This is a genomic window from Phycisphaerales bacterium (genome assembly GCA_035627955.1).
GTDB lineage: Bacteria > Planctomycetota > Phycisphaerae > Phycisphaerales > UBA1924 > JAEYTB01.
The window spans coordinates 401,864-428,584 of the sequence record DASPKU010000001.1 but is presented as its reverse complement, the minus strand read 5'-3'; the positions used below and the strand labels follow the sequence as shown (position 1 = coordinate 428,584).

26 protein-coding genes are annotated in these 26,721 nt (G+C 69.3%); 11 read left to right on the top strand and 15 right to left on the bottom strand.

Annotated elements, in window-relative coordinates; all coding sequences use genetic code 11:
* Positions 1-52: 52 nt before the first annotated feature.
* From VD997_01740 to VD997_01730, 3 genes are all read left to right on the top strand, one after another.
* Entirely contained in the window at positions 53-1,441 is a 1,389-nt protein-coding gene (locus VD997_01740) for an MFS transporter (protein HYE60693.1), read from the top strand.
* A 183-nt stretch (positions 1,442-1,624) separates the two neighbouring features.
* Positions 1,625-2,809, top strand: coding sequence for a pyridoxal-phosphate dependent enzyme (locus VD997_01735; GenBank protein HYE60692.1), 1,185 nt, complete (start codon positions 1,625-1,627; stop codon positions 2,807-2,809).
* Between the two features lie 69 nt (positions 2,810-2,878).
* Positions 2,879-4,888 (top strand): hypothetical protein, encoded by a 2,010-nt coding sequence (locus tag VD997_01730; protein HYE60691.1) that lies wholly within the window; start codon positions 2,879-2,881, stop codon positions 4,886-4,888.
* 22 nt (positions 4,889-4,910) lie between these two features.
* On the opposite strand, the gene VD997_01725 is transcribed toward VD997_01730, so the two are convergent.
* From VD997_01725 to VD997_01695, 7 genes are all read right to left on the bottom strand, one after another.
* Entirely contained in the window at positions 4,911-5,720 is an 810-nt protein-coding gene (locus VD997_01725; protein HYE60690.1) for a hypothetical protein, read from the bottom strand.
* 98 nt (positions 5,721-5,818) lie between these two features.
* On the bottom strand, positions 5,819-7,246 hold the full coding sequence (locus tag VD997_01720; protein HYE60689.1) for a glucose-6-phosphate isomerase: 1,428 nt from the start codon (positions 7,244-7,246) through the stop codon (positions 5,819-5,821).
* An 84-nt stretch (positions 7,247-7,330) separates the two neighbouring features.
* Positions 7,331-7,816, bottom strand: coding sequence for a DUF3368 domain-containing protein (locus tag VD997_01715; protein ID HYE60688.1), 486 nt, complete (start codon positions 7,814-7,816; stop codon positions 7,331-7,333).
* Positions 7,816-8,055 (bottom strand): UPF0175 family protein, encoded by a 240-nt coding sequence (locus VD997_01710; protein ID HYE60687.1) that lies wholly within the window; start codon positions 8,053-8,055, stop codon positions 7,816-7,818. Before VD997_01710 ends, VD997_01715 begins: the two co-directional genes overlap by 1 nt.
* A gap of 9 nt (positions 8,056-8,064) precedes the next feature.
* On the bottom strand, positions 8,065-8,901 hold the full coding sequence (locus VD997_01705; GenBank protein ID HYE60686.1) for an SDR family NAD(P)-dependent oxidoreductase: 837 nt from the start codon (positions 8,899-8,901) through the stop codon (positions 8,065-8,067).
* A 222-nt stretch (positions 8,902-9,123) separates the two neighbouring features.
* Entirely contained in the window at positions 9,124-9,255 is a 132-nt protein-coding gene (locus tag VD997_01700; protein ID HYE60685.1) for an entericidin A/B family lipoprotein, read from the bottom strand.
* A 144-nt stretch (positions 9,256-9,399) separates the two neighbouring features.
* Positions 9,400-10,134 carry a hypothetical protein gene (locus VD997_01695; protein HYE60684.1) on the bottom strand — a complete coding sequence of 245 codons (735 nt, stop codon included), beginning with the start codon at positions 10,132-10,134 and terminating at the stop codon, positions 9,400-9,402.
* Positions 10,135-11,145: 1,011 nt separating this feature from the next.
* Here VD997_01695 and VD997_01690 point away from each other — a divergent pair.
* Together VD997_01690 and VD997_01685 are read left to right on the top strand one after the other, a co-directional pair.
* Entirely contained in the window at positions 11,146-11,337 is a 192-nt protein-coding gene (locus VD997_01690) for a hypothetical protein (GenBank protein ID HYE60683.1), read from the top strand.
* Positions 11,334-11,909, top strand: a complete 576-nt coding sequence (locus tag VD997_01685; GenBank protein HYE60682.1) for a hypothetical protein — start codon at positions 11,334-11,336, stop codon at positions 11,907-11,909. The genes VD997_01690 and VD997_01685 overlap by 4 nt, the downstream gene beginning before the upstream one ends.
* Positions 11,910-11,939: 30 nt before the next feature.
* Here the strand turns inward: VD997_01685 and VD997_01680 are convergent, their stop codons facing one another.
* The 3 genes from VD997_01680 to VD997_01670 form a co-directional block, all read right to left on the bottom strand.
* Positions 11,940-12,428 carry a hypothetical protein gene (locus VD997_01680; GenBank protein HYE60681.1) on the bottom strand — a complete coding sequence of 163 codons (489 nt, stop codon included), beginning with the start codon at positions 12,426-12,428 and terminating at the stop codon, positions 11,940-11,942.
* A gap of 24 nt (positions 12,429-12,452) precedes the next feature.
* Positions 12,453-12,845 (bottom strand): hypothetical protein, encoded by a 393-nt coding sequence (locus VD997_01675; protein ID HYE60680.1) that lies wholly within the window; start codon positions 12,843-12,845, stop codon positions 12,453-12,455.
* Between the two features lie 153 nt (positions 12,846-12,998).
* On the bottom strand, positions 12,999-13,532 hold the full coding sequence (locus VD997_01670) for a hypothetical protein (protein HYE60679.1): 534 nt from the start codon (positions 13,530-13,532) through the stop codon (positions 12,999-13,001).
* 176 nt (positions 13,533-13,708) lie between these two features.
* Here VD997_01670 and VD997_01665 point away from each other — a divergent pair, with 176 nt between their 5' ends.
* The 3 genes from VD997_01665 to VD997_01655 all read left to right on the top strand — a co-directional run bounded on the left by VD997_01665 (position 13,709) and on the right by VD997_01655 (position 19,311).
* A complete protein-coding gene (locus tag VD997_01665; protein ID HYE60678.1) occupies positions 13,709-15,277 on the top strand; it encodes an aldehyde dehydrogenase family protein in 1,569 nt (522 codons plus the stop codon).
* Positions 15,270-16,076: a ribose 5-phosphate isomerase A gene (gene rpiA, locus VD997_01660; GenBank protein ID HYE60677.1), complete on the top strand. Its 807-nt coding sequence runs from the start codon at positions 15,270-15,272 to the stop codon at positions 16,074-16,076. Before VD997_01665 ends, rpiA begins: the two co-directional genes overlap by 8 nt.
* A 181-nt stretch (positions 16,077-16,257) precedes the next feature.
* A complete protein-coding gene (locus tag VD997_01655; GenBank protein ID HYE60676.1) occupies positions 16,258-19,311 on the top strand; it encodes a glycoside hydrolase family 38 C-terminal domain-containing protein in 3,054 nt (1,017 codons plus the stop codon).
* Positions 19,312-19,407: 96 nt separating this feature from the next.
* Here VD997_01655 and VD997_01650 read toward each other — a convergent pair whose 3' ends face one another.
* The 5 genes from VD997_01650 to VD997_01630 are packed head-to-tail and all read right to left on the bottom strand — an operon-like array spanning position 19,408 to position 22,707.
* Positions 19,408-19,839: a RidA family protein gene (locus tag VD997_01650; GenBank protein HYE60675.1), complete on the bottom strand. Its 432-nt coding sequence runs from the start codon at positions 19,837-19,839 to the stop codon at positions 19,408-19,410.
* Between the two features lie 22 nt (positions 19,840-19,861).
* Positions 19,862-20,158 carry a type II toxin-antitoxin system RelE/ParE family toxin gene (locus VD997_01645; protein ID HYE60674.1) on the bottom strand — a complete coding sequence of 99 codons (297 nt, stop codon included), beginning with the start codon at positions 20,156-20,158 and terminating at the stop codon, positions 19,862-19,864.
* Positions 20,155-20,379 (bottom strand): addiction module protein, encoded by a 225-nt coding sequence (locus tag VD997_01640; GenBank protein HYE60673.1) that lies wholly within the window; start codon positions 20,377-20,379, stop codon positions 20,155-20,157. Before VD997_01640 ends, VD997_01645 begins: the two co-directional genes overlap by 4 nt.
* Positions 20,380-20,412: 33 nt before the next feature.
* A complete protein-coding gene (locus VD997_01635) occupies positions 20,413-21,870 on the bottom strand; it encodes an aldehyde dehydrogenase (protein ID HYE60672.1) in 1,458 nt (485 codons plus the stop codon).
* Positions 21,871-21,927: 57 nt separating this feature from the next.
* Positions 21,928-22,707: an SDR family oxidoreductase gene (locus tag VD997_01630; protein HYE60671.1), complete on the bottom strand. Its 780-nt coding sequence runs from the start codon at positions 22,705-22,707 to the stop codon at positions 21,928-21,930.
* A gap of 720 nt (positions 22,708-23,427) precedes the next feature.
* Here VD997_01630 and VD997_01625 point away from each other — a divergent pair.
* From VD997_01625 to VD997_01615, 3 genes are all read left to right on the top strand, one after another.
* Positions 23,428-24,483 carry an ATP-binding cassette domain-containing protein gene (locus VD997_01625; protein ID HYE60670.1) on the top strand — a complete coding sequence of 352 codons (1,056 nt, stop codon included), beginning with the start codon at positions 23,428-23,430 and terminating at the stop codon, positions 24,481-24,483.
* A 1-nt stretch (position 24,484) separates the two neighbouring features.
* Positions 24,485-25,891 (top strand): ABC transporter permease, encoded by a 1,407-nt coding sequence (locus VD997_01620; protein HYE60669.1) that lies wholly within the window; start codon positions 24,485-24,487, stop codon positions 25,889-25,891.
* Between the two features lie 65 nt (positions 25,892-25,956).
* The gene (locus VD997_01615; GenBank protein HYE60668.1) at positions 25,957-26,718 is read left to right on the top strand and encodes a hypothetical protein; all 762 of its coding nucleotides are present in this window, start codon (positions 25,957-25,959) and stop codon (positions 26,716-26,718) included.
* The last annotated feature ends 3 nt before the right edge of the window (positions 26,719-26,721 follow it).

The window sequence follows — 26,721 nt, the reverse complement described above, 5'->3', positions numbered from 1 at the left end:
GGTAAGCACAATCGCGGGGGCGGGGCGTGCCACCCGCATACCCTCCCGCCCGATGAGTGTGATCGGGACGCCGACGGGGATGTCTGTTCCGCTGCGGGTGGCGCGGGTGTCGGTTGCGATCCTGATCGCGATCAACCTGATCAACTACATCGACCGGTACGTGCTGTCGTCGGTGGAGCCGCTGGTCCGGGACGCGTTCTTTCAGAAGGGTGACCCGAACGCCAAGGGGCAGATGGGGCTGCTGGCGACGGCGTTCCTGGTGACGTACATGCTGGCGGCGCCGCTCTTTGGTTGGATGGGCGACCGCATGAAGCGGTGGACGATCATCGGCGTCGGGGTGGTGCTGTGGTCGCTGGCGACGGGGGCGTGCGGGCTGGCGTCGTCGTTCAGCATGCTGCTGTTCTTCCGCATCCTGGTCGGGGTGGGGGAGGCGGCCTGGGGGCCGATCGCGCCGACGGTGATCGCGGACATGTACCCGGTTGAGAAGCGCGGCACCGTGCTGGCGTGGTTCAACGTTGCGCTGCCGGTGGGGAGCGCCCTGGGGTACGTGATCGGCGGGCAGGTGGCAAAGCTGATGAACGGCTACGGGCCGCAGATCGGGCTGGACGCGCGTGAGGGCTGGCGCTGGGCGTTCCTGATCGTGATGCCGCCGGGGCTGCTGCTGGGGGCATGGGCCTTGTTCCGGAAAGACCCGCCGCGGGGGGCAGCGGAAAAGGTGCCAAGCACGCACCGGTTCCGGTTCCAGGATGCGCTGCTGCTGTTCAAGATCCCGTCGTACCTGTGGAACCTTGCGGGCATGACGCTGATGACGTTTGCGGTGGGTGGGATGTCGTTCTGGATGCCGACGTATATCCACGAGTTCCGCATGCGGGGAGGGACGGACGCGGCGGGGCAGGCTCAGCTCGCGGACATCAACCTGATCTTCGGCGGGATCACGGTGGTGACGGGTCTGGCGGGGACCATCGTCGGAGGTTACCTGGGGGATTGGCTGAGGCCGCGGCTCAAGGGCGGGGGTGCCTACCTGAAGCTGTCGGGTTGGGCGATGATGGCGGCGTTCCCGTTCTTCCTGCTGGTGCTCCACGCGCCGTTCCCGTGGGCGTGGGTGGCGATGGGGGCGTGCCTTTTCCTGGCGTTTATGAACACGGGGCCGACGAATACGGTGATTGCGAACGTGGTGCCGCCGGGGATGCGAGCGACCGGGTACGCGGTTGCCATCCTGGTGCTTCATGCGCTTGGGGACGCGATCTCACCGCCGCTCATCGGGGCGATCACGGATCGGTTCAAAACGGACGATGGGCGGGGGAACATGAACCTCGCGTTCAACGTGGTGGGGGTCACGATCTTCCTCGCGGGGGTGTGCTGGTACCGCGGAGCCCGGTATCTGGCCCGGGACACCGAGCTTGCACCGACCCGCCGCTCAGCGGACTCTGGGTCCCGGTGACTGCCGGCCCGCACGGGCCTGACCGGAGGAAAAAACCAGCTGGAGGGTTCTCAAGCCGAACCAGCTGGCCCGGCGATGAATACCACTGATATGAGGCCCCCCGCCCAGACCCCCCGGAACCCCTCCAACGGGGCTGCCCATTCGATTCCACCGAAGCCGGCGCCGCCGCCCAAGGTCTCGGATGTGCCCTCTCCGGAGGGGATGTTCGGGTCGTATGGCGGGGCGTTCGTGCCCGAGGCGGCGAAGGGGCCGCTCCAGCAGCTGGACGCGGCGTACGCGCGGGCGGCGTCGGATGCGGGGTTCTGGGACGAGTTGCTGGTGCACCTGCGGACGTTGGCCGGGCGGGCGACGCCTTTGTATGAGGCCGCGGGATTGACGGCCCAGGCGCGGTCGCGGCTGCCCAAGGGCGAAGGGGCTCGGATCTGGCTGAAGCGAGAGGACCTCGCGTACCCGGGCTCTGCCGCGATCAACCACGCGGCGGGATTTGCACTGTTCGCGGCGAGCAGCGGGCGGAAGCGGCTGATCGCGGTGAGCGGGGGCGGGCCGCACGCGGTGGCAGTGGCGACGGCGGCGGCGCACTTCGGGCTCGAGGCGCAGGTGCTGTGTCCGGCCGATGAGGCGCGGATCAGTGACGTCGCGCGGGCGCGGTTCCTGGGGGCGAAGGTCAGCGAGGTCGGCGACCGCACGGCGGCGCTGACGGGGGCGATGGAGGAGTGGCTGCGGAACCCCGGCGGGGCGATGCTGGTGCCGTCGGGGGCGGTTGGGCCGCACCCGTTCCCGGCGATGGTGCGGGACTTCCAGTCAATCCTGGGGCGGGAGACCAAGGCGCAGTCGCTGCGGAACCTGACCAAGTTGCCGGACGTGATCGTGTCCTGCGTGGGCGTGGGGGCCGAGGCTGCGGGGCTGTTCTACCCGTTCGTGGATGACACGGGCGTGAAGCTGGTGGGGGTGGAGGCGGGTGGAAAGTCGGGCGCGCCGGGCGATCACGCGGCCCCGCTGAGCATGGGACGGCGTGAGACGGTGCTGGGCCAGACGACGTACGCCCTCTCGATGGAGGGCGGGATGACGCTGCCGGTATCGTCGATATCGAAGGCGATGGAGTACCACTTCGCCCCGCCGGAGCACGCGTACTGGAAGGACCTGGGGCGGGTGAAGTACACGGTGGCGGGCGACGACGAGGCGATCCACGCCCTCACCCTACTGGCCCGCACGGAGGGCATCATCGCGTCGATCGAGGCGGGGCACGGCCTGGCGGAGGCGCTCCGGCTCGCAGGCGAGATGAAGGCGGATCAGAACATCGTGGTCAATCTGATAGGGCGCGGCGACAAAGACGTTGAACTCGTGTCAAAGTTGTCGAATCGCGCGTAGGGTTTTTCTGAACCAGGTGTAGGATGTTGCGTGCGGGGGGCGCCCCGTGCGAGTGGCCGGAGTGTCGGCATGGTCGTGGGCATCAGCAAAAGGGTGCTGAGGGCTGGGACGTTGTGGCTCGCGCCCGCGGGCGCGGTGATTGCGTGCGCGGGGCTCGCTGTGCCGGCGCCTGCGGTGCAGCCGTTCCGGCCGATCCAGGCGGCCCCGGAGTTGCCGGGTGCGGCGCGTGCGGCAATGGCGGTGCTGGACGACCCGGAAGCGACCCCGGCGGCACGGCTGAGTGCCGGGCGCGAACTGATTGCATTCGCAGAGCATGCGGGCGTGCGGGCGGAGATTCAGCGGGTGGTGTCTGGGCCCGCTGGGCCGGCGTGGCGGGGCGTGCTGAGTGCCCTGTCGGAGATGGCGGATGCGCCGATGCGGCTGTTCCCCTGCGTGACGCAGCGGCTGGCTTCGGCGCCCTCGGATGAAGCCTTCGTTCTGATCGAGGTCATGGGATCGTACCGGACGCGGGACTCGGTGCGGATATTGGGGCGGTACCTGGCGGAGGGTGTCGAGCCCCGGCTTCAGCAGGCGGCCGTGGGGGCGCTGACGCGGCTTTCAGCGCGGGACGACATCCCAGCGGAAGCGAGGCGGTGGACCGCTTTCGTGGCCGAGCACGAGGCCCTGACAGACAGCCAGTGGCGGGCACGGCTGCTCGATGCACTCACGGCCAAGGAGCGGCGGACGGAGGCATCGCGACAGCTGGCGATCGGGCAGCTGGTGGAGGCGCTGCGGAAGCTGCATCTGGCGACGCCTGCGGAGGAGCGGCCGGCGTATCTGGCATCGCTGCTGCTGAATGACGCATCCGAGGTGCGGACGCTCGGGTTTGAACTGGTCAGCCGCGAGATGTCGGTGACGGGCCGGATGGACGGACCTGTCGGCGTGGCCGCGCTGCAGTTGCTCGAGCACGCGGACCCGCGGACGCGGGCGAGCGCCGCGGTGCTGGTGCGGCAGCTGGCGCCGGACGGCGCGGCCGAACCGATTGCGCGGGCCCTGGCGAGGGAGACGGACTCGGCGGCGGCGTCGGACCTGCTGCTGGCGGCGGCGCGTTGGCCGAGCGAGCAGGTGGTGGCTGCGGTGTTGCGATGGGTTGCACCGGGGAGCGGGGCGGGGGAGTCGGCCTTCGAGGCGGCGCGGTGGCTGTTCCGGGCGGGGTTGCTGCAGGGGGAGGCGGCCGCGGCGGTGTTGAGCGCGGCGCGGGCGGCGGGGGAGGAGGCGTTGACGCCCGCGGCGATTTCGCTGCTGTCGGCGCTGGGAACCGATGAGGACCGTGCGCGGATCGTGCCACTGCTGCGGTCTCTTCGTGCGGCCACGCGGCAGGCAGCGGGCGAGGCGCTGGTGTGGTACCCCGAGTTCAGCGAGGCGATCCTGGAGGCCGCTGCCTCGGACGCGGACCTGTTCGATGTCGCCTGCCGGAGCGTGCTGGCCGCGGAGCCGACGGAGGGGGCGGTGCGGTGGCTGCTGCTGCTGCCGCGACCTTCGGCGGAGTTGGCGATGCCGACGCTGCTGCGGACGGCGAATGCGCTGACGGCGCGGGAGCTGCTGGACATCTCGCGGTCGATCGATGATGCGGGGCTGCGGCGGGGGTTCCTGACGCTGCTGACGTCGCCAACGCGGCTGATGTTCGAGAAGGCCGACCCGGAGATGCTTCGGGCGATCGCCGAGGGGGTCGTGGAGTTGGCGGACCTGGAGCTGTCGGAGCGGCAGCCGGAGGCGGCGCTGGCGGCACTGGACAACGCGCCGTTCGCGGAGCTGCTGGTGGAGTCGGAGCGGCTGAGCTCGGTGCGGTGCGCGGCGCTGCTGGGGCTTGGGCAGGTGCAGCTGGCGCGGCCATTCCAGGTGCCGGCGGAGGCGTGGATCCGGGGGTTGCAGCTGGCGGCTTCGAAGGAGCAGGGCGGGGCGATCCTGGCGGAGATCGAGCAGCGGTTCGCGTCGGTGCTGACGATGGAGCAGCGGGCGACGCTGGACCTGCTGAGGGCGGAGATCAACGCGGCGGACGAAGCGAGACGTGCGGCGGAGAACCCGAAGCCGGGTGGGTGAGCGCGGCGTTTGCGGTGTGTTGCTAAAGGCTCAAGAGGGCGGCGCGGACGCGGCCGGCGGCGGTGCGGAGTGCGCCAGAAGCGCCCATGGACTTTGCGACGGCCTGGCCGGAGGGGAGCTCGCGGAGGGCTTCTTCGGCGGTGGTGAAGCCGTCGATGGGGTCGAGGCCGCGGCGGAGCCAGTGCTCCCAGCGGCGGTCGAGTGGGGCGCCGGGGCCGGTGCCGTGCTCGACGCCGGTGAGCATGCGGAAGGCCATGGCGGCGACGGAGCGGACGTCGTCACGGGCGACGACTTCGGCGACGTCGCCGCCGCGCCACATCTCGCGCCAGAGGCCCAGGAGCTCGATGTGGAGGGAGCCGCGGGGGTCGACGTGGACGCGGTCGAGCCAGAGGTTGCCGTCGGCGAGGCCGCAGCTGTGGGCCGCGGCGAGGGCCTCGAGCATGTGGGTGGCGGAGCGCTGGACCTCGAAGGGGTCCATGCGGCCGCCCTTAGCCTCGACGAGCTCGTCGAGGGTGACAACGCCGCCGGGGTCGCCGAGGTAGGGCGAGACCACGACGCCGCCCCATTGCTCGTCGAGGGCGTAGGTCTCGATGGGGAGGACGTGGGCGTGGCGGAGGACGGAGATCGCCTCGAGAGCGCTGGTGAAGCGGCGGGCGTTGAGGCGGTGCTTGGCGAGCTCGAGGGTGTAGACGAGGTGGCCGGAGGTCTCGCGCTCGTGCACGGCGGACCAGCGCAGCGCCTGGGGCGAGCGGACCGGGTTGCTCTCGCGCGGGCCCACGCGGGTGGGCTCGAGGGCGCGGACGAGGCGGTATGGGCCGAACCAGCGGGCCATGGGGGGAGTTTACGGCTTTGGGTGGTTGGTTTGTTGCGGAAGTTGCAGCGTGGAGGCGCCAACCACTCCGCGGCCCTCCCCCCACGGGGGAGGAAGCGTCAGATAACGCGGCGGTCGCCGCCGAGGGCCTCGTCAACGCTGGAGAGGTGCTTCTCGTAGCCCTTGCGGCCCATGAGACCGCAGGTGGCCTGCTTGCCGAGCTCGACGGCGGGCTGGTCGTAGGCGTCGACGTTGAGGAGGAGCCCCGCGTAGGCGGTGGCGATCTGCCAGAGGTTGATGAACTGGCCGACGTGGTAGGCGTCGATCCTGGGGAACTTGAGGGTGAAGTTGGGGCGTTGGCTCTCCAGCAGGGCGTACTCGGTGGCACGCTTCTCGGCGTTGAGGAGGGCGGACATCTTCTTGCCCTCGAGGTAGCCGATCGCCTCGACGTTGAGGCCGGTGGGGATGGTGACGTCGTGGTCGAACTGCCCGACTTCCATCAGGCCGATGACCTTGTCGTTGGGGCCCTCGCGGTAGAGCTGCACCTGCGAGTGCTGGTCGGTGGTGCCCAGGGCCTTGATGGGCGTGAAGCCGGCGAAGACGCGGTTGCCCTGGAGGTCGTGCTCCTTACCAAGGCTCTCGGCCCAGAGCTGGCGGTACCAGTCGGCGAGGAGGTAGAGGGCGTTGCTGTAGGGCATGAGGACGTGGTTGGTCTTGCCCTTGGAGGTGCCGAGCTCGACGAGGAGCGCGGCGAGCATGGCCGCGGGGTTGTGCTGGAGGTCGGGGTTGCCGCACGCCTTGTCCATGTCGGCGGCGCCGGTGAGGAGGGCGTCGCTGTCGATGCCGCACATGGCGGCGGAGAAGAGGCCGACGGGGGAGAGCACGCTGAAGCGGCCACCGACGCCGTCGGGGACGGGGAGGGTGGTGAAACCCTCGCGCTCGCAGATCTGCCGCATGGTGCCCTTGGCGGGGTCGGTGACGGCGACGATGTTCTGGGCGTAGTCCTTGCCGAGGGTGCGGCTGAGGAGGTCGCGGATGACCATGAACTGGGCGGCGGTTTCGGCGGTCTCGCCGGACTTGCTGATGACGTTGAAGAGGGTTCTCGAGAGCCCGCCGCTGTTGCCGGTGCTCTGCTGGCAGAAGTCGAGCACGCTGGCGAAGTAGGCGGGATCGACGTTGTCGACGACGAAGAGGCGGGGGGCGCCCTTGCGGACGGAGTCCGAGAGGTTCCACGTCGGTGGGTTCAGGGCGGACTGCAGGGCGATGTTGCCCAGGGCCGAGCCGCCGATGCCCAGCACGACCATGGTGTCGAAGCGGCCCCTGCACTGCTCGGCGATCGTCGTGACCGCGCTGACGTGCTGCGAGCGCATGGGCTCAAACGGCAGCTCGCGCCAGCGTTCCCAGCCCTTGCCGCGGCTGCCCGCGAGGCGCTTGGTGGCGGCGGCGATGGCGTTGTGGACCTCGGAGCCGGGGGCGAGCAGGTCGGGGTCCAGGCCGTGGGAGCCGACATGGGTCGCGAGGCAGTTGGTGAAGTCGAGGGTGAGCATGGGGCGGAAGGGTAGGGGAGGGAGAAAGTGCAAAGGGCAAATAGCAAAGGGCAAATGAGAAGGGGAGTTCGGTGGAGGAGTGGGTCAACGCTCGCCGGCATCGCTCAGGATGCGGTCACGAAGGGCGTGGGACATGCGAAAGTCGATGGTGGCGTGCAGCTTCTCGAGGAGGGGTGCAACCGCAGGGATCAAGCCCGCCGCTTTGGCATCCACGAGCATGGACAGGACGCCCGTCGTCGGGACGCCGAGCTTGCTGGCGACCCCGCGGCCGCGACGTTCATCGATCAGGAGCTTGTCGGCACGGAGTTCCAGCGCGAGGGCGATCGCCGCGGCCTCGCCGGGGCCCAGCTGCGCGTCCAAGGCGATGGCCGCTGGGATGGCACTCGGCGCCTGCACTCGAATGAACGGGAACGTTGCCGGATCGAATGGGCCTAGCCCGGCGACATCGACGCGCAGCTCCGTCATCACCGCAGGAGGGATCACCACCGACTGATAGAGCGCTTCCAAAACGTGCACGAGGCCGAGCGCCTGCAGTGAACGCAGGGGTGAGGTGTCGCTGACAACGAGCATCAGCCCGCCTTCTTCCCGGCGCGGTCGAGCTCGTAGTCCTCAAGCGAGGTGTGGTAGAGCGGCAGCCGCCGCTTGTGCAGCTCGTTCTCGAACGCGGGCCGGTCGAGGCCGCAGAGGCGGGCGGCATCGGCCTTGACGAGCTTCTCGGCGTCGAACAGGCGGCACGCGAGCTCGATCAGGAGGTCCCGCTCGGTCACCCCCGCCTGCTTCAGGATGTCGTCGGGGACGTTGATCGTCATGGCTGAAGTTTAGGGCCGCGCGTACTTCCTCGCCGTGACCGCGTCGCGGAGGCCGGGGAAGGCGGTGAGGGTGGCGAAGGCGAGGCGGACGGGGAGGCTGGTCCAGACCTCGCCGCGGGGCTTGCGGAGGCTCTTGACGATCGCGTTGGCGACGGTCTCGGGGGGCTGCATCATGAAGCGCGGCGTGCGGATCTCCGCCGGCTTCGGCCCGTCTGCGGCCCCCGCGGCCTTGTGCGAGCGGGCGGCGGACTGCTCGAAGAACTCGGTGGTCGTTCCGATGGGGTGCACCGTCGAGACCGCGATACCGCGTGGCTTGAGCTCCACCAGAAGCCCGCGGCCGATGTGGTCCTGGGCGGCCTTGGTGGCGGAGTACACCGTGTGCCACGGCAGGGCGAACTTGCTGAGACAGCTGGAGCAGATCAGCACGTGCCCGCGGCCCGCCTTCAGCATGTGCGGCAGGGCGGGGCGGATCGTGTTGAGCGTGCCGAAGAAGTTGGTCTCGAACATCGCGCGGATGTCGGCGTCGCTGGCGGCGTTGGGCGGGGCGATGGGTGTGTCGGCCCCGTAGCCGGCGTTGGCGAACACGCTGTAGATGGAGCCGAACTCCGCGATCGTCCGCTCCACGAGGGCCTCGCAGTCGGCGGGCGAGTCCACGTTCGTGCGCACGACGATCGCACGCCCGCCCTCGCGCCGGATCTGCTCAGCAACTCTCTCTAACTTGTCCTCGCGGCGAGCGCCGAGGGCGACGGGCATCCCCGCGCGGGCGCACGCCACGGCGGTAGCCATGCCGATGCCGCTGGAGGCGCCGGTGATGGCGATGGGGAGGTTGCGCAGGTCTTTGGGCATGAGGATTGAACCGCAGAGCACGCAGAGAATGCAGAGTCGGAGCCTTAGGAACAGGGTACGGAAGGGAAATAGTGGGGGATCGCGGGGTTGGATCTCATGACCCGCACCTTGCGGGCGGTCAGTCCTCCACGCCCTTCTCCGCGCGACTCCGCGTTATTCCCTCCGCATCCTCCGCGTTCAAGGCTTCCAGTCCCGAAGGCCTCGTCAGCGCTGCGGGACTGCTTACCGCGCGGCCTTCTCTTCGATCTTTTCGCCCAGCTTCTTCGTGTCCTTGCCCAGGCCCTCCATGGTGTTGCAGGCGGTGAGCAGGACGCAGGCGGCGACGGCGGTCAGGATCACAAGCAGGGCCTTCATCGGGCGACTCCTTTCGCGTTGTCCCGGGGCGTGTTGCGCCTTTCCGGGGGGCAGAATCCTACCACTACGCAGTGGTCTTGTGCACGGCGGGGAGGTGCGGGGATGGCGGCGCGGTCCCCAGCGAGGACGCTCGGGTACAAGGGCTCACGCCGCGAGCTTGGCCGGCCCCGCGTCCTCGTCGCCGGCACGCTTCGGGCTGCACGCACCGCCCCGCAGCCACGGCGCGATGTGGGCCGACGCCCCCTGGCTCCAGGGAGAAAGGTCGCCGCGGGTGCCGATCCAGGCGGCGAAGTAGGTGACGTGGGTGCCCGGTGCGGCGCGGGGGGCGTCGAGCGTGACGCGGTCGCGGGTGAGCACGGCGACAAACTCGGCCGACTCGCGGCCCGCGGCGGGGCCGTCGCTGATGACACGAACTAGCAGCAGGCCGACGGTGCCGTGAGGGCGGGCGCTGCGGGGGGAGGTGGGGTTGATGACGCGGAGCAGGTGCCGCTCGTGCGAGTCGTTGGTGATCTTGAGGCTGGGGCACTCGTGCGGCGCGGGGTTCAGCGGGAACCGGCGCGGCGGGGGCCGGATGCCGATGCCGACCTTGAGGGCGCTGCTCACCAGCGGGTTGACGCGGATGAGGGCGGCCACGCGGCGGATGACGCGCTCGGCGTCGGCGCGGCGCTGGTCCTTGGTGTGCACGGCGGGGGTGGTGCGGGTGGAGGGGTTACGCGTGGCGGCGAAGGCCGCGTGCCAGGCGGCGACGGCGGCGGCCACCTCGGCGGCGTCGGTTTCGGAGACGTGGAAGGCCGCGGGGTCGGCGGAGAGGCGCGTGCTGAAGGCGCGGGACATGTTGACGAAGGCGGCGTCGGCGCGGGGGATGAACGAGGTGCGCATCGGCGTGTCTCCGGGCGGGCGTGGCGCGTGGCGGGGCCGCGGCCTCATGTCTTCGGCTTGGGGGCCGCGGTCCTTGAGCGCCGGACCGCGGTCCGGTTGCGCGGCATCGGCGTGTGAGGGTTGGAGCGGGGCGCGCCCCGGAGTCGGGCCGCGGTCCGGGGGCGTGGGACCGTGGTCCGGGTGCGCGGGAGCGGTGTGTGCGGTGGTGAGCGGGGCGCGCCGGGCGGGCGGACCGCGGTCCGGGTGGGCGGGCGCGGTGGGAATGGCGGCGGTACGCGGGGGAGGGCGGTGGGCTTGGAGCCCCCGAGGGGCGGCACCATCGACGCGGGCCATGCAACGAGTGCCGCCCCGTCCGGGGCTCAAAGGCGAAGAGGAGGACGGGTTGGGCGCCACGCCGACCCGGGGCTCGCGCCCCGGGCTACCGGCTGCCCGCACCTCCGGTGCTCAGGAACGGAATCCCTCGGCCCAACTGGTGTCGGTCAGGTTGCACCGGGGCGCGGGTTGCGTCCTACCGACACCTGGGCGGAGCCTCCCCGGAGAGAAACCACCACGGCGCGGTAGGCTGTGGGTGTGCCCGTGACGCGTCCCCGCAACTCTTCACCCCTCCGCCGCTGGACGCTCAAGCTCACCCTCGCCCTGCTCGCGGGCGCGGTGGTCACGTGGGCGGTGGCGTGGGGGTGTGCGTATCCGGTACCGAAAGCGACCACCGGCGGTTCAGAGGTGGTCTTGGCAGTAAACCCTGATGATGGTTCCCTTGAGCCAGGATGGCTCAGTCGCCACGTGGGCCGTGAGTTTTGGCTACCGTCACGCGAGAACTGGCCCGACGGGTCGCCCACTATCACGCGACCGACCTGGTCGGGTGAAGTTTCCGATGCGGACTTTCAGCTTGGCGCTATGGCTGCTGGGCTTCCCTGGCGGTGCTTGGCTGTCAGGCTTGGTCTGAGGCACGGCAAGGTCGTTGCAGAACGTGGTTGGGTAATAAGGCCCTTGTCCGCCGGTCCTGCTCTACCCTTGGAAGTTCTCCCCCTCGGCTTCACCCTCAACACCCTGCTCGCGGCCGCGATCATCCTGACGCTCACCGAGGGCGCGGGGGCGTGGCGGCGGCGGGCGTGGCGGCGCAAGGGGAGGTGCCCGTGGTGCGGCTACGACCGCGCGGGGGTTGCGGTTGACGCGGCGTGCCCGGAGTGCGGGAGGGTGGCGTGAAGCGCTGGACGCTCAAGATCACACTCGCCCTGCTCGCGGGCGCGGTGGTCACGTGGGCGGTGGCGTGGGGGTGTGAGCTGTTGGCGCCTGGCGGCGAGGACATGGACGAGCAGGAATACATCGACTCCGGGACCGTACCGCAATGGGGAGTCCCTATGCGCGAGTGGCCCGAGGCCACCTGGTACTCCGTGTACGCCGGGCACGCGACGACCCGCCGCACGTGGACCTCTGGGTACCAGCACTACCTGCACCGATACGAGAGCGGGTGGCCCGCGCGTGCGGTGAGCTACTACACCTCGAGCGATTCGATGGGGTACGCGTTCGATGATGCAATCGTCGGGAGCGGAGAATGGATAAGGCGGCCCGACGATGTTGTGCTGGGCGTCGGCATCCTCCCCCTCGGCTTCACCCTCAACACCCTGCTCGCGGCCGGTGTGATCCTGACGCTCACCGAGGGCGCGGGGGCGTGGCGGCGGCGGGCGCGGCGGCGCAAGGGCCGGTGCCCGTGGTGCGGCTACGACCGCGCGGGGGTTGCGGTTGGCGCGGCGTGCCCGGAGTGCGGGAGGGTGTGAAGTTGCACCGCTCGCATAGGGCGCGATGACTCACCAGCGGAGCCCCCGCTGCTTGAAGACGGCCAACATCCACTGCTCTTCCCCTTCCCACACGCCGGCCTCGAGCTCGACCCCGGGCGCTACTTCGGCTGAGCCCAGGCAGGAGCCGTTGTGCGCGATGTTGGACCTGATCCGCTCCGGGTAATCAGGGTTGCGGTAGAGATCGATCGATGGCTCCCCCGCGAACACGACGGGGGAATCAAGCCAGTGCCGATTCCGCAGGGTGTTCACGATGGACGATTCCACCGGACCGCTCAGAATCACTAAGTGTTCGATGGCGGCAACCCGCTTGTTTGCGACCACCGCCGCAAGTGGTGCAACCCCGGTCAGGATGCGGCAGGAGTGCGCGGCGAACCGCTCGCTGATGTCCTTCACGAAGAGCGCGGGCGGATCGGTGAACGGGATTCGGTGCCCGAGTACACGCGAGACCCAGTGGTCCAGCGTCTGCTGCTCCCCTGATGTGAGCTGCGAGAGGTTCACCAGAGCATGGTAACTAACGCCACCCTAGGGGTGCGTGGCCGCGGCCACGGAGGCGACCCGGATGGTCGAGCACGCGAAAGAGAGGCGCCCGTGCTCATAGTCGCTCACGCGGAACGCGATGCCCTCCATCTGCGCATCTGAGCAATCTTCGATATCGAACCCCCCGATCTGCACCGGCAGCCCGCCGGGGGCCAGGAGTGACAGGTCGCGGACACCGCCGAACTCCATTGTGACCTGATGGACAGGCAGATCCCGCGCGGGCCAGCCCTTGAGGGCATGATCCCGCCGCTGCATGAGGGCCGTGAGAACGAGTGTCGCATCCTCACGCAGGTGCACCGCCGAGACCCAGGCAACGTCCCCGGCGTGCCACCGGCCGACCGCCGCCTCAACGAGTTCCTTGTTCTGGATCGCCGGCATTGGAACACGGTAACAGGTGGGCGACACCCGCCCCGCTGGGGCGGCGTGGTTGCGCGGGCGGCGGGCCGGGGGTGGGGGGTGTCGCGGACGACACCCCCGGCGAGGGCCGTGCGCCGCGTCCGCGGCGGGAGCAAACGCGGGCTTGCGCGCTGCTTAGCGCGCGGGGGCGTAGTACCAGGCGAGGCCGCGCCAGCGGGGTTTTAAACGGGTGCCCTCGGTGGGGGCGGCGGTGGGGGCGGTGGTGATACCCCCGGGGGTGTCGGGGGGGAAGACGGTGACGACGGCGACGGAGGCGCCGGCGTCCTGGGCGGCGGCGGCGATGGCGGGGTCGGTGGGTTCGAGGGGCTTGTCGGAGGTGACCTCGGCGGTGCCCAGGAGCATGGTGGTGTCGGGGTCGTTGAGCAGGCCGAGGATGGGGAACTGGAGGCGCTGGAGGTCGCGCTGCTGGCGCGGCGAGATGTTGGCCCGCGTGCGCGAGTGGTCGGCGAGGAACTTCGTCTCCGCGTCGATCGCTTCGAGCATGCGCTCGGGCGGCACCACGCGCACGTCGGGGCGGATGAGGCCGGGGGCGGCGAGGGCGTCGGCGTGCAGGCGGTCGGGCTGGAAGGACTCGGACCAGCGGTTGCCGGAGCAGCCGGGGAGGGCGAGGAGCGTGAGGGCGAGGGCCGAGAGGACTTTCGCGTGCATGGCGCGTCTCCTTCCATTGGAGAGTACCTCATCAGGCGGGCCGTGCGCGGTGCGGGGGGGGCGGGGGGCGGGCTTTGGGCCCGCGTCAGAATGCCTTGGTGGGGGAGGTTGGAGAGGGGAAGGGGGAGCAAAGCTGCGGGCTGAAAGCCCGCCCCCCCGGGTCCTAGACTCATGCGATGACCCCCACGACCTCCACTCTTCACCCTGTGATCACGCAGCTTGGGCTGGACAAGGACCCGCGGTTCGTTGCCCCCCACGCTCTCCAAGCGGGCAGCCAGGACAAGGGGATCGTCACGGTCGTGAACCCCGCGACGAACCAGGCAATCGCGGGGATCAGGCTGGACACGGCGGAGAGCTACGAGAAGGTGGTGGCGGAGGCGAGCGCGGCGTTCCTGCGGTGGCGGGAGGTGCCGGCGCCGGAGCGCGGGCTGGTGGTGCGGGCGATCGGTGAGGAGTTTCGCAAGCACAAGGCGGCGCTGGGCGAGCTTGTCAGCCTCGAGGTCGGGAAGATCCGGCAGGAGGGTTTAGGCGAGGTCCAGGAGACGATCGACATCGCGGACTTCGCGGTGGGCCTGTCGCGGCAGCTGTACGGGCTCACGATGCCGAGCGAGCGGCCGCAGCACCGGATGTTCGAGCAGTGGCTGCCGCTGGGGCCGGTGGGCGTGATCTCGGCGTTCAACTTCCCCAACGCGGTGTGGGCGTGGAATGCGATGCTCGCGGCGGTGTGCGGGGACACGGTGGTGTGGAAGCCCAGCCTGCTCGCGCCGCTCACGGCGATGGCGAGCAACGCGATCGCGGACCGCGTCGCGACGGCGATGGGGCACCCGGGCGTGTTCAAGCTCGTGATCGGGACCGATGACGTTGTGGGCAAGCGGATGGTCGCGGATGCGCGGTTCCCCCTGATTTCGGCGACGGGCTCGACGCGGATGGGCAAGGCCGTGGGGCAGGTGGTGGCGGAGCGGATGGGCCGCTGCCTGCTGGAGCTGGGCGGGAACAACGCGGTCATCATCGACAAGAGCGCGGACCTGAAGCTGACGATTCCGGCGGTGGTGTTCGCGGCGATCGGCACGGCGGGGCAGCGGTGCACGACGACGCGCCGCTTGATCGTGCACGAGTCGATCGTGGACGAGGTCGTGACGAAGCTCGCGGCGGCGTACAAGACGGTGCGGATCGGCGACCCTCTCAAGGAGGGGACGCTGGTGGGGCCGCTGATCAACGCCAAGGCCGTGGACGGCTTCCTCGCGGCGGTGCAGAGCGCGAAGGAGCAGGGCGGGACGGTGGTCGTCGGCGGCGGGCGGGCGAAGGTGGATGGCCTCAATGGCAACTACGTCGAGCCGACCATTGTGAGGATGCCCGCGGGCAAGGTGCTGCCGATCAGCTGCGAGGAGACGTTCGCGCCGATCCTGTACGTGAGCACGTTCGGGGACAAGGGTGGAACGAGCGATATCGCGGGGGCGATCGCGCAGAACAACGCGGTGGCCCAGGGGCTCTCGTCGGCGATCTTCACCGACAGCCTGCGCGCGGCGGAGCAGTTTTTGTCGCCTTGGGGCAGTGACTGCGGGATCGCGAACGTGAACATTGGGACGAGCGGGGCCGAGATCGGCGGCGCGTTCGGCGGCGAGAAGGAGACGGGTGGTGGCAGAGAGTCAGGGTCGGATTCCTGGAAGGCGTATATGCGCCGCCAGACGTGCACCATCAACTTTGGAACACAGCTCAAGCTTGCACAGGGGATCAGGTTTGACTAACCCACAGAACCCATCGCAACCCACGACCGCGGGCGAGGCCAACCCCAGCTTCGGGAAGGCGCCGGCCCACGCGGTGCCCGCGTGCCCGTCGATGCAGGTCGTGCTGCCGGGGTGCCAAGGTATGGACTGTCTCGCGAAGGCAGCGGTGGCGGAGATCAAGAGCGGCATGGTGGTCGGGATGGGCACGGGGCTGACGGCCAACCGTGCGATCCGCGCCCTGGCGCACCGCGTCAAAGAAGAGAAGCTCGATATCGACTGTGTGTCGACGAGCAAGGCGACCGAGGACCTGGCCCGCGAGCTGGGGCTGCCGACGGTGCCCTTCGCGGAGATCGAGGTCGTCGACTACCTGTTCGACGGCGCGAACGAGGTGGACTACTCGCTGCGGATGCTCAAGGGGCAGCACGGCGCCATCACCCGGCAGCGGCTGGTGGCGGAGGCGAGCCGCAGGTGCGTGTACCTGGCGAGCGAGGAGAAGCTGGTGCCGCGGCTGGGCAGCAAGGCGCTGCTGGCGGTGACGATCATCCCCTTCGGCATCGCGTCAATCCGGCGGCGGCTGCGGGACATGGGGCTGGTGGGCGTCGCCCGCTACAACCTTGACGGGAACCTTTACATCTCCGAGGGCGGCGGCGTGGTGCTGGACATCCGGCTGCCCGAGCGCGACCTTGAGGAGCTGGCGCTCGAGCTCGACCATGTGTCGGGCATCGTGGACCACGGGCTGTTCCTGTACGAGGCCGACGAGGTGCTGGTGGAGTGCAAGGGCGGGACCGTGAAGAAGCTGGGGCGGCCGGAGGGGGAGTGAGAAAGTTCTCGCGGAGACGTGGGGGCGCGGAGAAGGCGGACGCCGTTGCCGACGAGCCCGGAACGCAGTGACGGGTATGTCGGAGCAGAAGACGTCGTTTGCTGCCGCGTGTTCCAGGGTTGAGTGAGGCCGGCCCGCTCACTCCGTTCGGGGCTCGTTACGAACGGCTATTCTGGTTCCGATGCCGTCCGTATCGATCGAGCAACTGAAGAAGCACTGTGATGAGGTGCTGGCGCCGCGGGTCTGGCAGGAGGCGGTGCCGCTGGATGTCGGCGTGTTCCAGTGCGCGGACCGGCGGCGGCTGGCGGCGGTGGTCGGCGAGCGGTTTCAGCCGGTGAAGGCTGGGGCGGGGTGGGAGTGGGGGCCGAAGTGGTCCACGGCGTGGTTCCGCGTCCGCGGGCGGGTGCCTGGCGCGGCGGCGGAGGGATGCCGGTGGGCGCTGCGGTTTGATTCGGGGACGGAAGCGCTGCTGTGGATTGGCGGTGAGCCGTACCACGGGTTTGATCTGAACCGCGACGCGGCGTTGCTGCCGGAGGGGTTCGGGCCGGAGGTGGATGTGCTGGTGGAGGCCGCGTGCAACCACCCGCTGGGTGTGGGGTGGTTCTTCTGGGACAAGCCGGAGGTGGAGGCGCGGTGGTCGACGCCGACGCCGGGGCGGCTCTTGCTGTGCGAGCTGGCGGTGTTTGATGAGGCCGCGTGGCGGGAGTGGCGGGAGGCGGCCTTCGAGGTGCAGCGGCGGGAGGAGCTGGAGAAGGACGGGGCGGGCGCAGTTGCGGGGAGCAGCAAGCGGTGCTTCGCCGTGGGGCACGCGCACCTGGACACGGCGTGGATGTGGCCTCTTGCGGAGACGCGTCGAAAGGCGCACCGGACGTTCGCGAACGCGCTGCGGCTGATGGAGCGGTTTCCGGAGTTTCGATTCCTGTGCAGCCAGCCGCAGCAGTACGCGTGGGTGCGGGAGAGTGCGCCGGGGCTGTTCGCGCAGATCGCGCGGCGGGTGGCGGAGGGGCGGTGGCAGCCGATGGGTTCGATGTGGGTGGAGCCCGACGGGAACCTGCCGTGCGGCGAGTCGTTCGTGCGGCAGGTGCTGTACGGGACGCGGTGGATGGAGGCGGCGTTCGGCGCGCGGGGGCGGCAGCGGCTGGCGTACCTGCCGGACACCTTTGGGTTCGCCGCGAGCCTGCCGCAGATTTTCAGGCTCGCGGGGCTGGACACGTTCATCACCAACAAGCTGTGGTGGAACGAGACGAATGAGTTCCCGCACCTGTACTTCCGCTGGCGCGGCATTGACGGCACGGAGATCGTGAGCCACCTGACGCCGGGGCAGGAGTACAACGCGACGAACACGCCGTTCGAGCTGCGGCGCGGGATGAAGATCGCGGCGCGGAAGGACGATCTGGGAGTGGGTGTGTGGATGCAGCCGTTCGGGTTCGGGGATGGCGGCGGTGGGCCGACGGACTGGAACATCCTTAACGCGCAGCTGTCGCGCGGGAGCGAGGGGCTGCCGCAAGCGGAGGTGAGCGGGTGCGCGGAGTTCATTGAGGCGCTGCACGCGCGGCGAGGTGAGCTGGTGCGCGAAGGGCGGGACTTCCCGGTGTACGAGGGGGAGTTGTACCTGGAGCGGCACCGGGGGACGTACACGACGCAGGCGCGGGTGAAGCGAGACAATGCGTGGGCGGAGGCGTCGCTGCGGGTGGTGGAATGGCTCAGCGTGATTGCCGGATCGCCGCCAATCCGGGACTTCGCCCAGAGCGGCTCAGTCCCGGCATCGGGGGGGAGCGGCTCAGTTTCGGCTTCGATGAGGAGGGCGTGGGAGCTGACGCTGCTGAACCAGTTCCATGACATCCTGCCGGGGTCATCGATCGGGGAGGTGTACGAGGACGCGGCGAGGGATCACGCGGAGGTGCGGCGGTTGTGCGCGGAGGTGGAGGCGGGGGCGGTGGCGGCGATCTGCACGCGGCTGGACACGCGGGGGATGACGCGCCCGGTGGCGGTGTTCAACCCCGGGTCGGGGCCAAGGTCGCAGTGGGTAGAGTGGCAGGAGGGCGGGGAGACGCGCGGTGTGTGGGCCGAGGATGTGCCCGCGCTCGGCGTGAAGGTGGTCGATGATGCGGACCGGGGGGGCGGGCTTTCAGCCCGCAACCATTCACCTGTTGTTCGCGGGGTCAGCGGCGAGTTCTTTGAACTCGCAAACGATCGCCTGTCAGCACGGATTGATTCGCACGGCCGAGTTGTCGAGCTGCACCTGCGCGAGGGCGAGAGTGTGGCGGCGGAGCCGCTGAACCAGCTGGCGCTGTACGACGACCACCCGAAGTACTGGGAGGCTTGGGACCTGGACGCGGAGGCGATGGAGCGGCCGCGGGTGGTGGACGCGGAGGGGATTGCGGAGGTGGTGACGGTGGGCGCGGGGCGGCCGGCGTTGCGGGTGACGCGTGCGCTCGGGACGCACAGCAGGATCACGCAGACATTCTCGCTGGAACCAGGCTCGGCGCGGCTGGACATCGACACCGATGTGGATTGGCGCGAGGAGCGGACGCTGCTACGGGCGCTGTTCCCGACGAACATCGCTGCGGATCAGGCGACGTACGAGATTCCCTTCGGGCATGTGACGCGGGCGACCCGGCGGGAGACCGCCGAGGAGAAGGCGCGGTTTGAAGTGCCGGCGCACCGGTGGATGGACCTGTCGATGCAGGGTCGTGGATTGGCGGTGCTCAACGACTGCAAGTACGGGCACTCGTGCCACGCCGGCGTGATGGGCCTGTCGCTGCTGCGGAGCTGCAAGTGGCCGGACCCTCAGGCCGACATGGGGGTGCACCGCTTCCGGTACTCGCTGATGCCGCACCAGGGGGACTGGCGCGCGGCGGGAGTGGACAGCGAGGCGGAGTTGATGGTGCGGGGGGTGTGGGCGGTGCCGCTCGTCGCTGGGCGGGCGGGGGAGGTGCGGAAGTGGGCGCCGTTCAAGATCGAGTGCAGCGGGGGCGCGGCGGTGCGGGTGGTGGCGGTGAAGCGGGCGGAGGATGGGGACGCGGTAATCGTGCGAGTCGTGGAGTCGAACGGGCGTGCGGGAACTTGCCGCGTCGACTGGACGGTCCCGGTTGAGGCTGTTGAGCCGGTGGACTTGCTCGAGCGGGCGATGAGTCATCCGGGCGTGGTGACCGCGGGTGGGGTGACGGAGTTCTCGGTCGGCGCACACCAGATCGTGAGTATGCGTGTGGCCGTGGGTGGCGGGCGCGGGTGACTCGTCCGGATCTTGCGCTCCGGTCTCGTCTACGGTTAGCGTCTGGGGGTGACGGCCCGCGTGGGACCACCGGGACGAAGACATCTCGGTGGCACGTCAGATGGTCGCGATCACCTTGCACTCGAAGTTGATCGGGGCGTTGCCGGCGGTGGGGAGGGCGCCGACCTCGACCGTCGTGCGCGTGGGCTGGTTGGGGCCGGGGGGGAAGTACTCGGCGTAGATGCGGTTGTAGGTGGCGAAGTCGCGCTGCATGTCGGTGAGGAAGACGTGCATGTCCACGATCTTGTCCCAGGACGAGCCCGCCTCCTCCAGGACCGCGCGGATGTTCTCGAAGCAGGCGCGGACCTGGGCCTCGATGTCGTAGGTCTGCACCCGGCCGTCGGGGCCGAGCGTCACACCTGGGATGTTCTTGTCGCCCCGCCGGCGCGGGCCCTGGCCGGAGAGGAAGAGGAGGTTGCCGACCCGGCGGGCGTGGGGGTAGGCGCCAACGGGCTCGGGGGCGCGGGTGGAGTTGATGCTCTGGTCCATGAGGTCGATCCCTGTGTGTGGACTATTCCCGCTCTCGCAGGCGATCGGGGGACTGTTTGAAGTGGAAGACCGCAAGGACAGTGATCCGGTCCGGTCGCTCGCGATAGTAGATTCCATAGGGGAACCGACTGACGGGCGCGCGGCGGATCGATTCGAGTACCTGCGGGTACAGGCGCGGCGTCTCGGCGAGCACACGCATTCGCTCCTCGACTCGGCTTAGGAACAGGTCCCCCAGTCCCGGTAGCTCTGATTCATACCAAGCCATCGCTGCTTGAATGTCCGCACGGGCTTGCCTGCGAACTGTCAGCCTGCGCTTCATGCCGGACGCTTCAACTGTTTCAACACCTCGTCCCACGGGAGCGCCGAATCCGGATCGGCATCATCCTCTGCGAGCCGACGGAGTAGTTCGGCTTTCTGTTTCTGGTCGAGTTCGTCGCACCGAGGAGTCGCGACAACGCTCTTGATCAGCTGATCAATGAGGCGCACTCGATCCTCAGGACTGAGCGAGAGTGCCTGCTGGAAGATGGGGTCCGGGCTCATGAATCCATTGTATCAGGCGTGTCTAGCGCGATATCACAGCTTCACGCACACATTCTTCGGCTCAGTAAAGAACTTCAGCGCGTCCCAGCCGCCCTCACGGCCGACGCCGCTCTGCTTGAAGCCGCCGAAGGGGGTGCGGAGGTCGCGGAGCATCCAGCAGTTGACCCAGATGATGCCGCTCTCCAGCTGCGCGGCCACGCGGTGGGCGCGGGAGAGGTCCCTGGTCCAGATCATCGCGGCCAGGCCGTAGGGGGTGCTGTTGGCCATGGCGAGGGCTTCGGCCTCGGTGTCGAACGCGGTGACGGTGACGACGGGGCCGAAGATCTCTTCCTGCTGTGTGCGGCACTTGCAGTCGAGGCCCGCGATGACGGTGGGCTCGAAGAAGTAGCCGCCTCTGGTGCGATCGGTTCTCCCTGCAATAGCGTTGCCGCCGCAGAGCACCTTGCCGCCCTCGGTGCGGGCGAGGTCGATGTAGCTCGCGACCTTGTCGCGGTGCGCGGCGGAGGTCAGGGCGCCGAACTGCGTCTCGGCTTCGAGCGGGTCGCCGATGCGGAGCGCCTTGGCCTCGGCGACCATGCGGTCCACGACCTGCTGGTAGGCGCTGCGCTCGACGAACACGCGCGAGCCGCAGAGGCAGATCTGCCCCTGGTTGGTGAAGGCGGCGCGGGCGGCTGTCCTGGCCGCGAGGTCAAGGTCGGCGTCGGCGAAGATGAGGTTGGGGTTCTTGCCGCCGAGTTCGAGGGAGAGCCGCTTGAACATCGGGCCCGCGTGCTCGGCGATCCACTGGCCCACGGCCGTGGAGCCGGTGAAGGAGATCGTGGGCACGTCGGGGTGCGTGACGAGGGCGCCGCCGGCCTTGCGTCCGCCGCCGTGCACGATGTTGAGCACGCCGGGGGGCAGGCCCGCCTCGTTGCAGATGTCGCCGAGCATCGCGGCGGTCACGGGCGTGACCTCGCTGGGCTTGCCCACGGCGGTGTTGCCGGTCGCGAGGGCGGGGGCCACCTTCCACGTGAAGAGGTAGAGCGGCAGGTTCCAGGGTGAGATGAGGCCGGCGACGCCGCGGGGTTTGCGGAGCGTGTAGTTAATCGCCTCGCTATCCCTCGCACCGGTCTCGTGGAAGCTGGACTCACTGTGGAGGATCGCGGTGGCGAAGAAGCGGAAGTTGGCCGCGGCGCGGGGGATGTCCACGCTGCGGGCGAGCGTGAGCGGCTTGCCGGTGTCGATGGACTCCGCACGGGCGAGCGATTCGAGGTTCGCATCGATCAGGTCGGCGATCTTGAGCAGCACCTTGGAGCGGTGCTCCGCGGGCGTCGCGGCCCATGCGGGGAACGCGGCCTTGGCAGCGGCGACGGCCGCGCCGACGTCGGTGCCGTCGGAGTCGGGGACCTTGCCGTAGACCTCGCCGGTGGCGGGCTCGAAGTTGTCGAGGTACTGGCCGCTGCGCGGGGGGACGTGCTGGCCGTTGATGAAGTTGGAGAGGGTGGTGGGCATGAGCGTTTGGCGGCGTCCAACGAAGACCGCCGCGGAGCGGCGGGGTACCCAGGGAGATTACAGGCTCGGCGTGCGCCCGCCATCCACGGGCACATTGATGCCGTTGATGTACGCGGCCGCGGGGGTGCAGAGGAACGCGACGGCGGCGGCGACCTCCTCGGGGCGGCCCAGGCGGCGGGCGGGGATGGTGGCGATCGCCTCCTCGCGCACGGCGTCGAGGGTGCGGCCCTGCTTCTCGGCCTTGCCGGTAAAGAGCTGCGAGAGGCGGGCGGTCTCGGTGAAGCCGGGGAGCACGTTGTTGACGGTGATGCCGTGGGGGCCGAGCTCGCCCGCGAGGGTCTTGGCCCAGTTGGCGACGGCGGCGCGGATGGTGTTGGAAACGCCCAGGTCCGGGATGGGGGCCTTCACGCTGGTCGAGATGATGTTGACGATGCGGCCGAACCTCGCGGCCTTCATGGTCGGCAGCAGGGCCTGCACCAGCAGCTGCCCGCACACCACGTGCATGCGGAACGCGGCCTCATAGTCCTCGGGGGCCGCGGCGTGGGCGGGGCCGCCCTTGGGGCCGCCGGTGTTGTTGATCAGGATGTGGAAGGCGGAGTCCTCGGCGAGCGCGGCCTTCAGGCTCGCGGGGTCGCTGAAGTCGGCGACCATGATGGCGTGCTGCTGGGCCTTGTCGGGGCGCGGGAGCGTCGCGAGGGCCTCGCGCAGGCGGCCCTCGTCGCGGGCGAGCAGCGTGACCGAGGCGCCCAGCGCCGCCAGTTCGATGGCCGCGGCCTTGCCAATGCCCTGGGAGCTGCCGCCGACGAGGGCCCGTTTGCCGGTGAGAGAAAGGTCCATTCGGGGGAGGGTAGGGGAGAGGGGGTGGGTGGGAGAGGGGAGGAGGGGGTGATCGGCACCCATGGCCGCGTTGATTGGTGCGGGTCCGGGAAGAACGCCGCTGCAAGGCCGCGGCCCCATTTCAACGGTGCGAGGATCGCGAGTGCCCTCGGAGCGACCGGCGCTGCCTGCTGTTTCGTCCGCGTTGCCTGCTGTTTCGTCGGCGTTCCCTGCTGAATGAGGCCCGCTCAACGCTGAATCAGCCCCGTTCACAGCTGTTCCAGCCGCGTTCCCTGCGGTCTCAGCGGCGTTCACTCCTATTCCCCGCTCATTGAACGCGCTCTCCGCGGCGTTCCCTGCTGTTTGCGGTGCTCTCCCAAGAGTGGGAGCGTCGCTCAACGCTGTGGGCGTGGATCATCCCGCAGGCGGAAGGCTCGACGGTGCAGGCGATCTCTCCACGCACTCGGCCGACCTCCGTGCCACTCCGCGTTCCTGCCTTTTCTTCTCACACCAGCACACGTCGCGCCTTCGCTCCCCCTTCGCGCCCTTAGGTTTCACGTTCCCAAGCCGGTGCACCCGGCCTAGGCACCTTCCCCCCTTCACGTGAGGCCCCCGGCAGGGGTGTTCGCGTGCGGCAATAATCCAGCCCATCGCCGTCTGCTTCCGTTGATTCCCCGGGCACGGCGGCCCGGGCGGGGTGGTGGGGGTGGAGGTGGGGGTGGGTGGCTTCTGGAGCAGTTTGTGCCAGCACATGCGATCGAGCTGAAGGGCGTGCGGAAGACTTTCGGGCCCATGGTGGCCGTGCACGACCTGGACCTGGTGATCGAGGATGGGAGCCTGCACGGGTTCATCGGGCCCAATGGGGCGGGCAAGACGACGACGATCCGCATGATCATGTCGATCCTGTTCCCTGACCGCGGGGACATCTCCGTGCTGGGCAAGCGCTCGGCGATCGAGAGCAAGGACCGCATCGGCTACCTGCCCGAAGAGCGCGGCATCTACAAGAAGATGAAGGTGGGGCCGTTCCTCAAGTACATGGCTGGCCTGAAGGGCGTGCCCAGCGACGGCATGGAGAAGAAGGTGCGGGCGTGGCTGGAGCGGGTGGGCCTGGAGGGGACGTACCGCAAGCGGTGCGAAGAGCTGTCCAAGGGCATGCAGCAGAAGGTGCAGTTCATCGCCGCGATCATCCATGACCCGGACCTGATCATTCTTGATGAGCCGTTCAGCGGGCTTGATCCCGTGAACTCGCGGATGCTGCGGGCGCTGATCGACGAGCAGCACCAGCAGGGCAAGACGATCATCTTTTCGACGCACCAGATGTCGCAGGCCGAGGCGCTGTGCGACCGCGTGGTGATGATCCATCACGGGCACAAGGTGCTGGACAACACGCCGTCGCGGATCCACTCGCGGTTCGACCCGCGGAGCGTGGCGCTGGAGCCGGTGCGGCCGCTGTCGGCGAGCGACCTGGCGCGGATCGAGGCGGTGCCGCAGGTGGAGAGCGTGAAGCAAGTGGGCCGGCAGTGGCAGGTGCACGCGCGGGATCGCGTGGATGTCGCGGCGTTGATCCCGGTGCTGGCGGGGCTGGTGCCGGTGCGGAAGGTGGAGCTGATCCGCCCCAGCCTGGAGGACATCTTCATTTCCATCGTGCAGACGAGCAACAACCCGGCCGAGCACGCGGCCTTGCTGGCGAGCCTGCACCCCGAGGGCGCGGGGGCGCCGGGCGAGGAGACGGTGGCGCCGGCCGCGGCGGCGCTGGTGACCGCTAGCGGCAGCAGCGGCGACCAGGGGGGTGACTGATATGTGGAAGATGCTCCAGGTCGCAAAGCGTGAGTTTGTCGCGACCGTCCTGACCAAGGCGTTCCTGATCGGCGTGTTCATCCTGCCGGTCGTGCTCACGGCGACGATCCCGATCGCGGGGCTGCTGGTGTCCAGCAAGAGCCCGGACGTGAACGGGACGGTGGCGATCATCGACCTGTCGGGGGACGCTGAGCGGGGCGGGGAGGCGGCGAAGGCGGTGATGGAGCTGCTGAGCCCCGAGGCGATCGCGGCGCAGCAGAAGCGGCAGAAGGCGGACGACGCCAAGGTGATCCGCGAGACGGTCGCGGACAAGATGGGCTCGGCGCAGGCCGATCAGGTGGACGAGGCCCTGAAGCTCACGGGCGACGCGAAGGTGCCCGACATCAAGCCCGAGCAGCTGCCGGCGACGACGGACCTGGAGCAGGCCAAGCAGCCGCTGATGAGCGGGACGACCTTCGACGGCTCGCGGCTGGCGCTGGTGGTGATCGAGAAGAACGCGATCCGGCGGGGCGAGGGCGAGAAGGCCTTCGGCGGCTACCAGCTGTACGTGAAGCCCAAGCTGGACTCGCGGGCGCAGCGGCTGATCACCGACCAGGTGGGCAAGGCCATCGTGCAGACGCGCCTCAAGGTGAACGGCGAGGACCCCGAGCAGGTGCTGGCGATGACCAGCCTCCAGCGGCCCAAGGCGTTGGCGGTGACCAAAACCGGCGAGAAGTCCAGCGGCGAGCTGCAGCAGTACCTGCTGCCGATGGGCTTCATGATGCTGCTGTGGGTGTCGGTGTTCACCAGCGGGCAGTTCCTGATGACCTCGACCATCGAGGAGAAGAGCAACCGCATCATGGAGGTGCTGCTGAGCGCGGTGTCGCCCATGCAGCTGATGACCGGGAAAATCGTGGGGCAGATGGGGGCGGGGCTGCTGATCATGACGGTGTACTCGGGCTTCGGGATCGCCTCGCTGCTGCTGTTCAACCGCGGCGACCTGCTGGAGGGGGCGAGCTTCGGGTTCCTGGTGGCGTTCTTCTTCATCGCGTTCTTCACGATCGCGGCGATGATGGCGGCGGTGGGGTCGGCGGTGACGGACATCCACGAGGCCCAGGCCCTGATGATGCCCATTATGCTGGTGGTGATGATCCCGATGCTGCTGATGATGCCGATCATCTCGGCGCCCTCGGGGATGATGGCGACGGTCATGAGCTTTGTCCCGCCCATCAGCCCCTTCGTGATGGTGCTGCGGATGAGCAGCAGCCAGCCGCCGCCGCAGTGGCAGCTGTTCGTGGCCCTTGGGATCGGCGTGGTGACGGTGTACGTCGCCCTCAAGATCGCGGCCAAGGTGTTCCGCGTGGGCGTGCTGATGTACGGCAAACCGCCGAACCTGGCGACGCTGGTGAAGTGGGTGCGGATGGCGTGAGGAAAACCGGAAAGCGGAAACCGGAAAGCGGAAACCGGAAAGCGGAGTAGGAAGGGGAGTCCCCCGTGGACCGGTTTGACTACTACGAGCTGGCGGTGACGAGTGCGGAGCCGCTGGCGCGGTTCCTGATGGCGCTGCACGGGCGCGGGGCGCGGGTGCTGGGGGAGGACTTCTCGGGCACGGCGGCCTTGTCACGCGGGTGGCTGGGGCTGGACCGGCGGCACCGGGCGGTGGCGGTGGACCTGGACGGGCCAACGCTGGTGCGGATCCCACGGTCGTTACGGCTGGCCAAGGTGCAGGGCGATGTGCTGAAGGTCCGCGACAAGGCCGACATCATCGGGGCCACCAACTTCCCGGTGTGCTACTGGCACACGCGCGGCGAGCTCGTCAAGTACCTGAGGCACGTTCGCTCGCGGCTGAACAGGGGCGGAGTCTTCGTGGCCGACCTGTACGGCGGGCCGACGGCGCTCGTGCCGGGACGGCGGTCCAAACGCATCCCGCTGGGGCCGGGCAGAGTGCTGCACTACACATGGCACCAGCGGAGCGTCGATCCGCTGACGATGCGGGTGCTCAACTCGATCCACTTCCGCGTGAGCGTGGACGGCAAGACGGTCGAGACCATCAGGGACGCGTTCACCTACGACTGGCGGCTGTGGTCGATCCCAGAACTGCGCGACGCCATGTCGGAGGCGGGGTTCCGCTCCACCGAGGTGCACGACCGCATGGGCGCGGCGATCGACCACGAGGGTCGCGTGCACGTGCGTGCGGTAGAGGAGCACGAGATCGACGCCGACTTCGTGGTGTATGTGGTCGGCCGGCGCGACTGACAG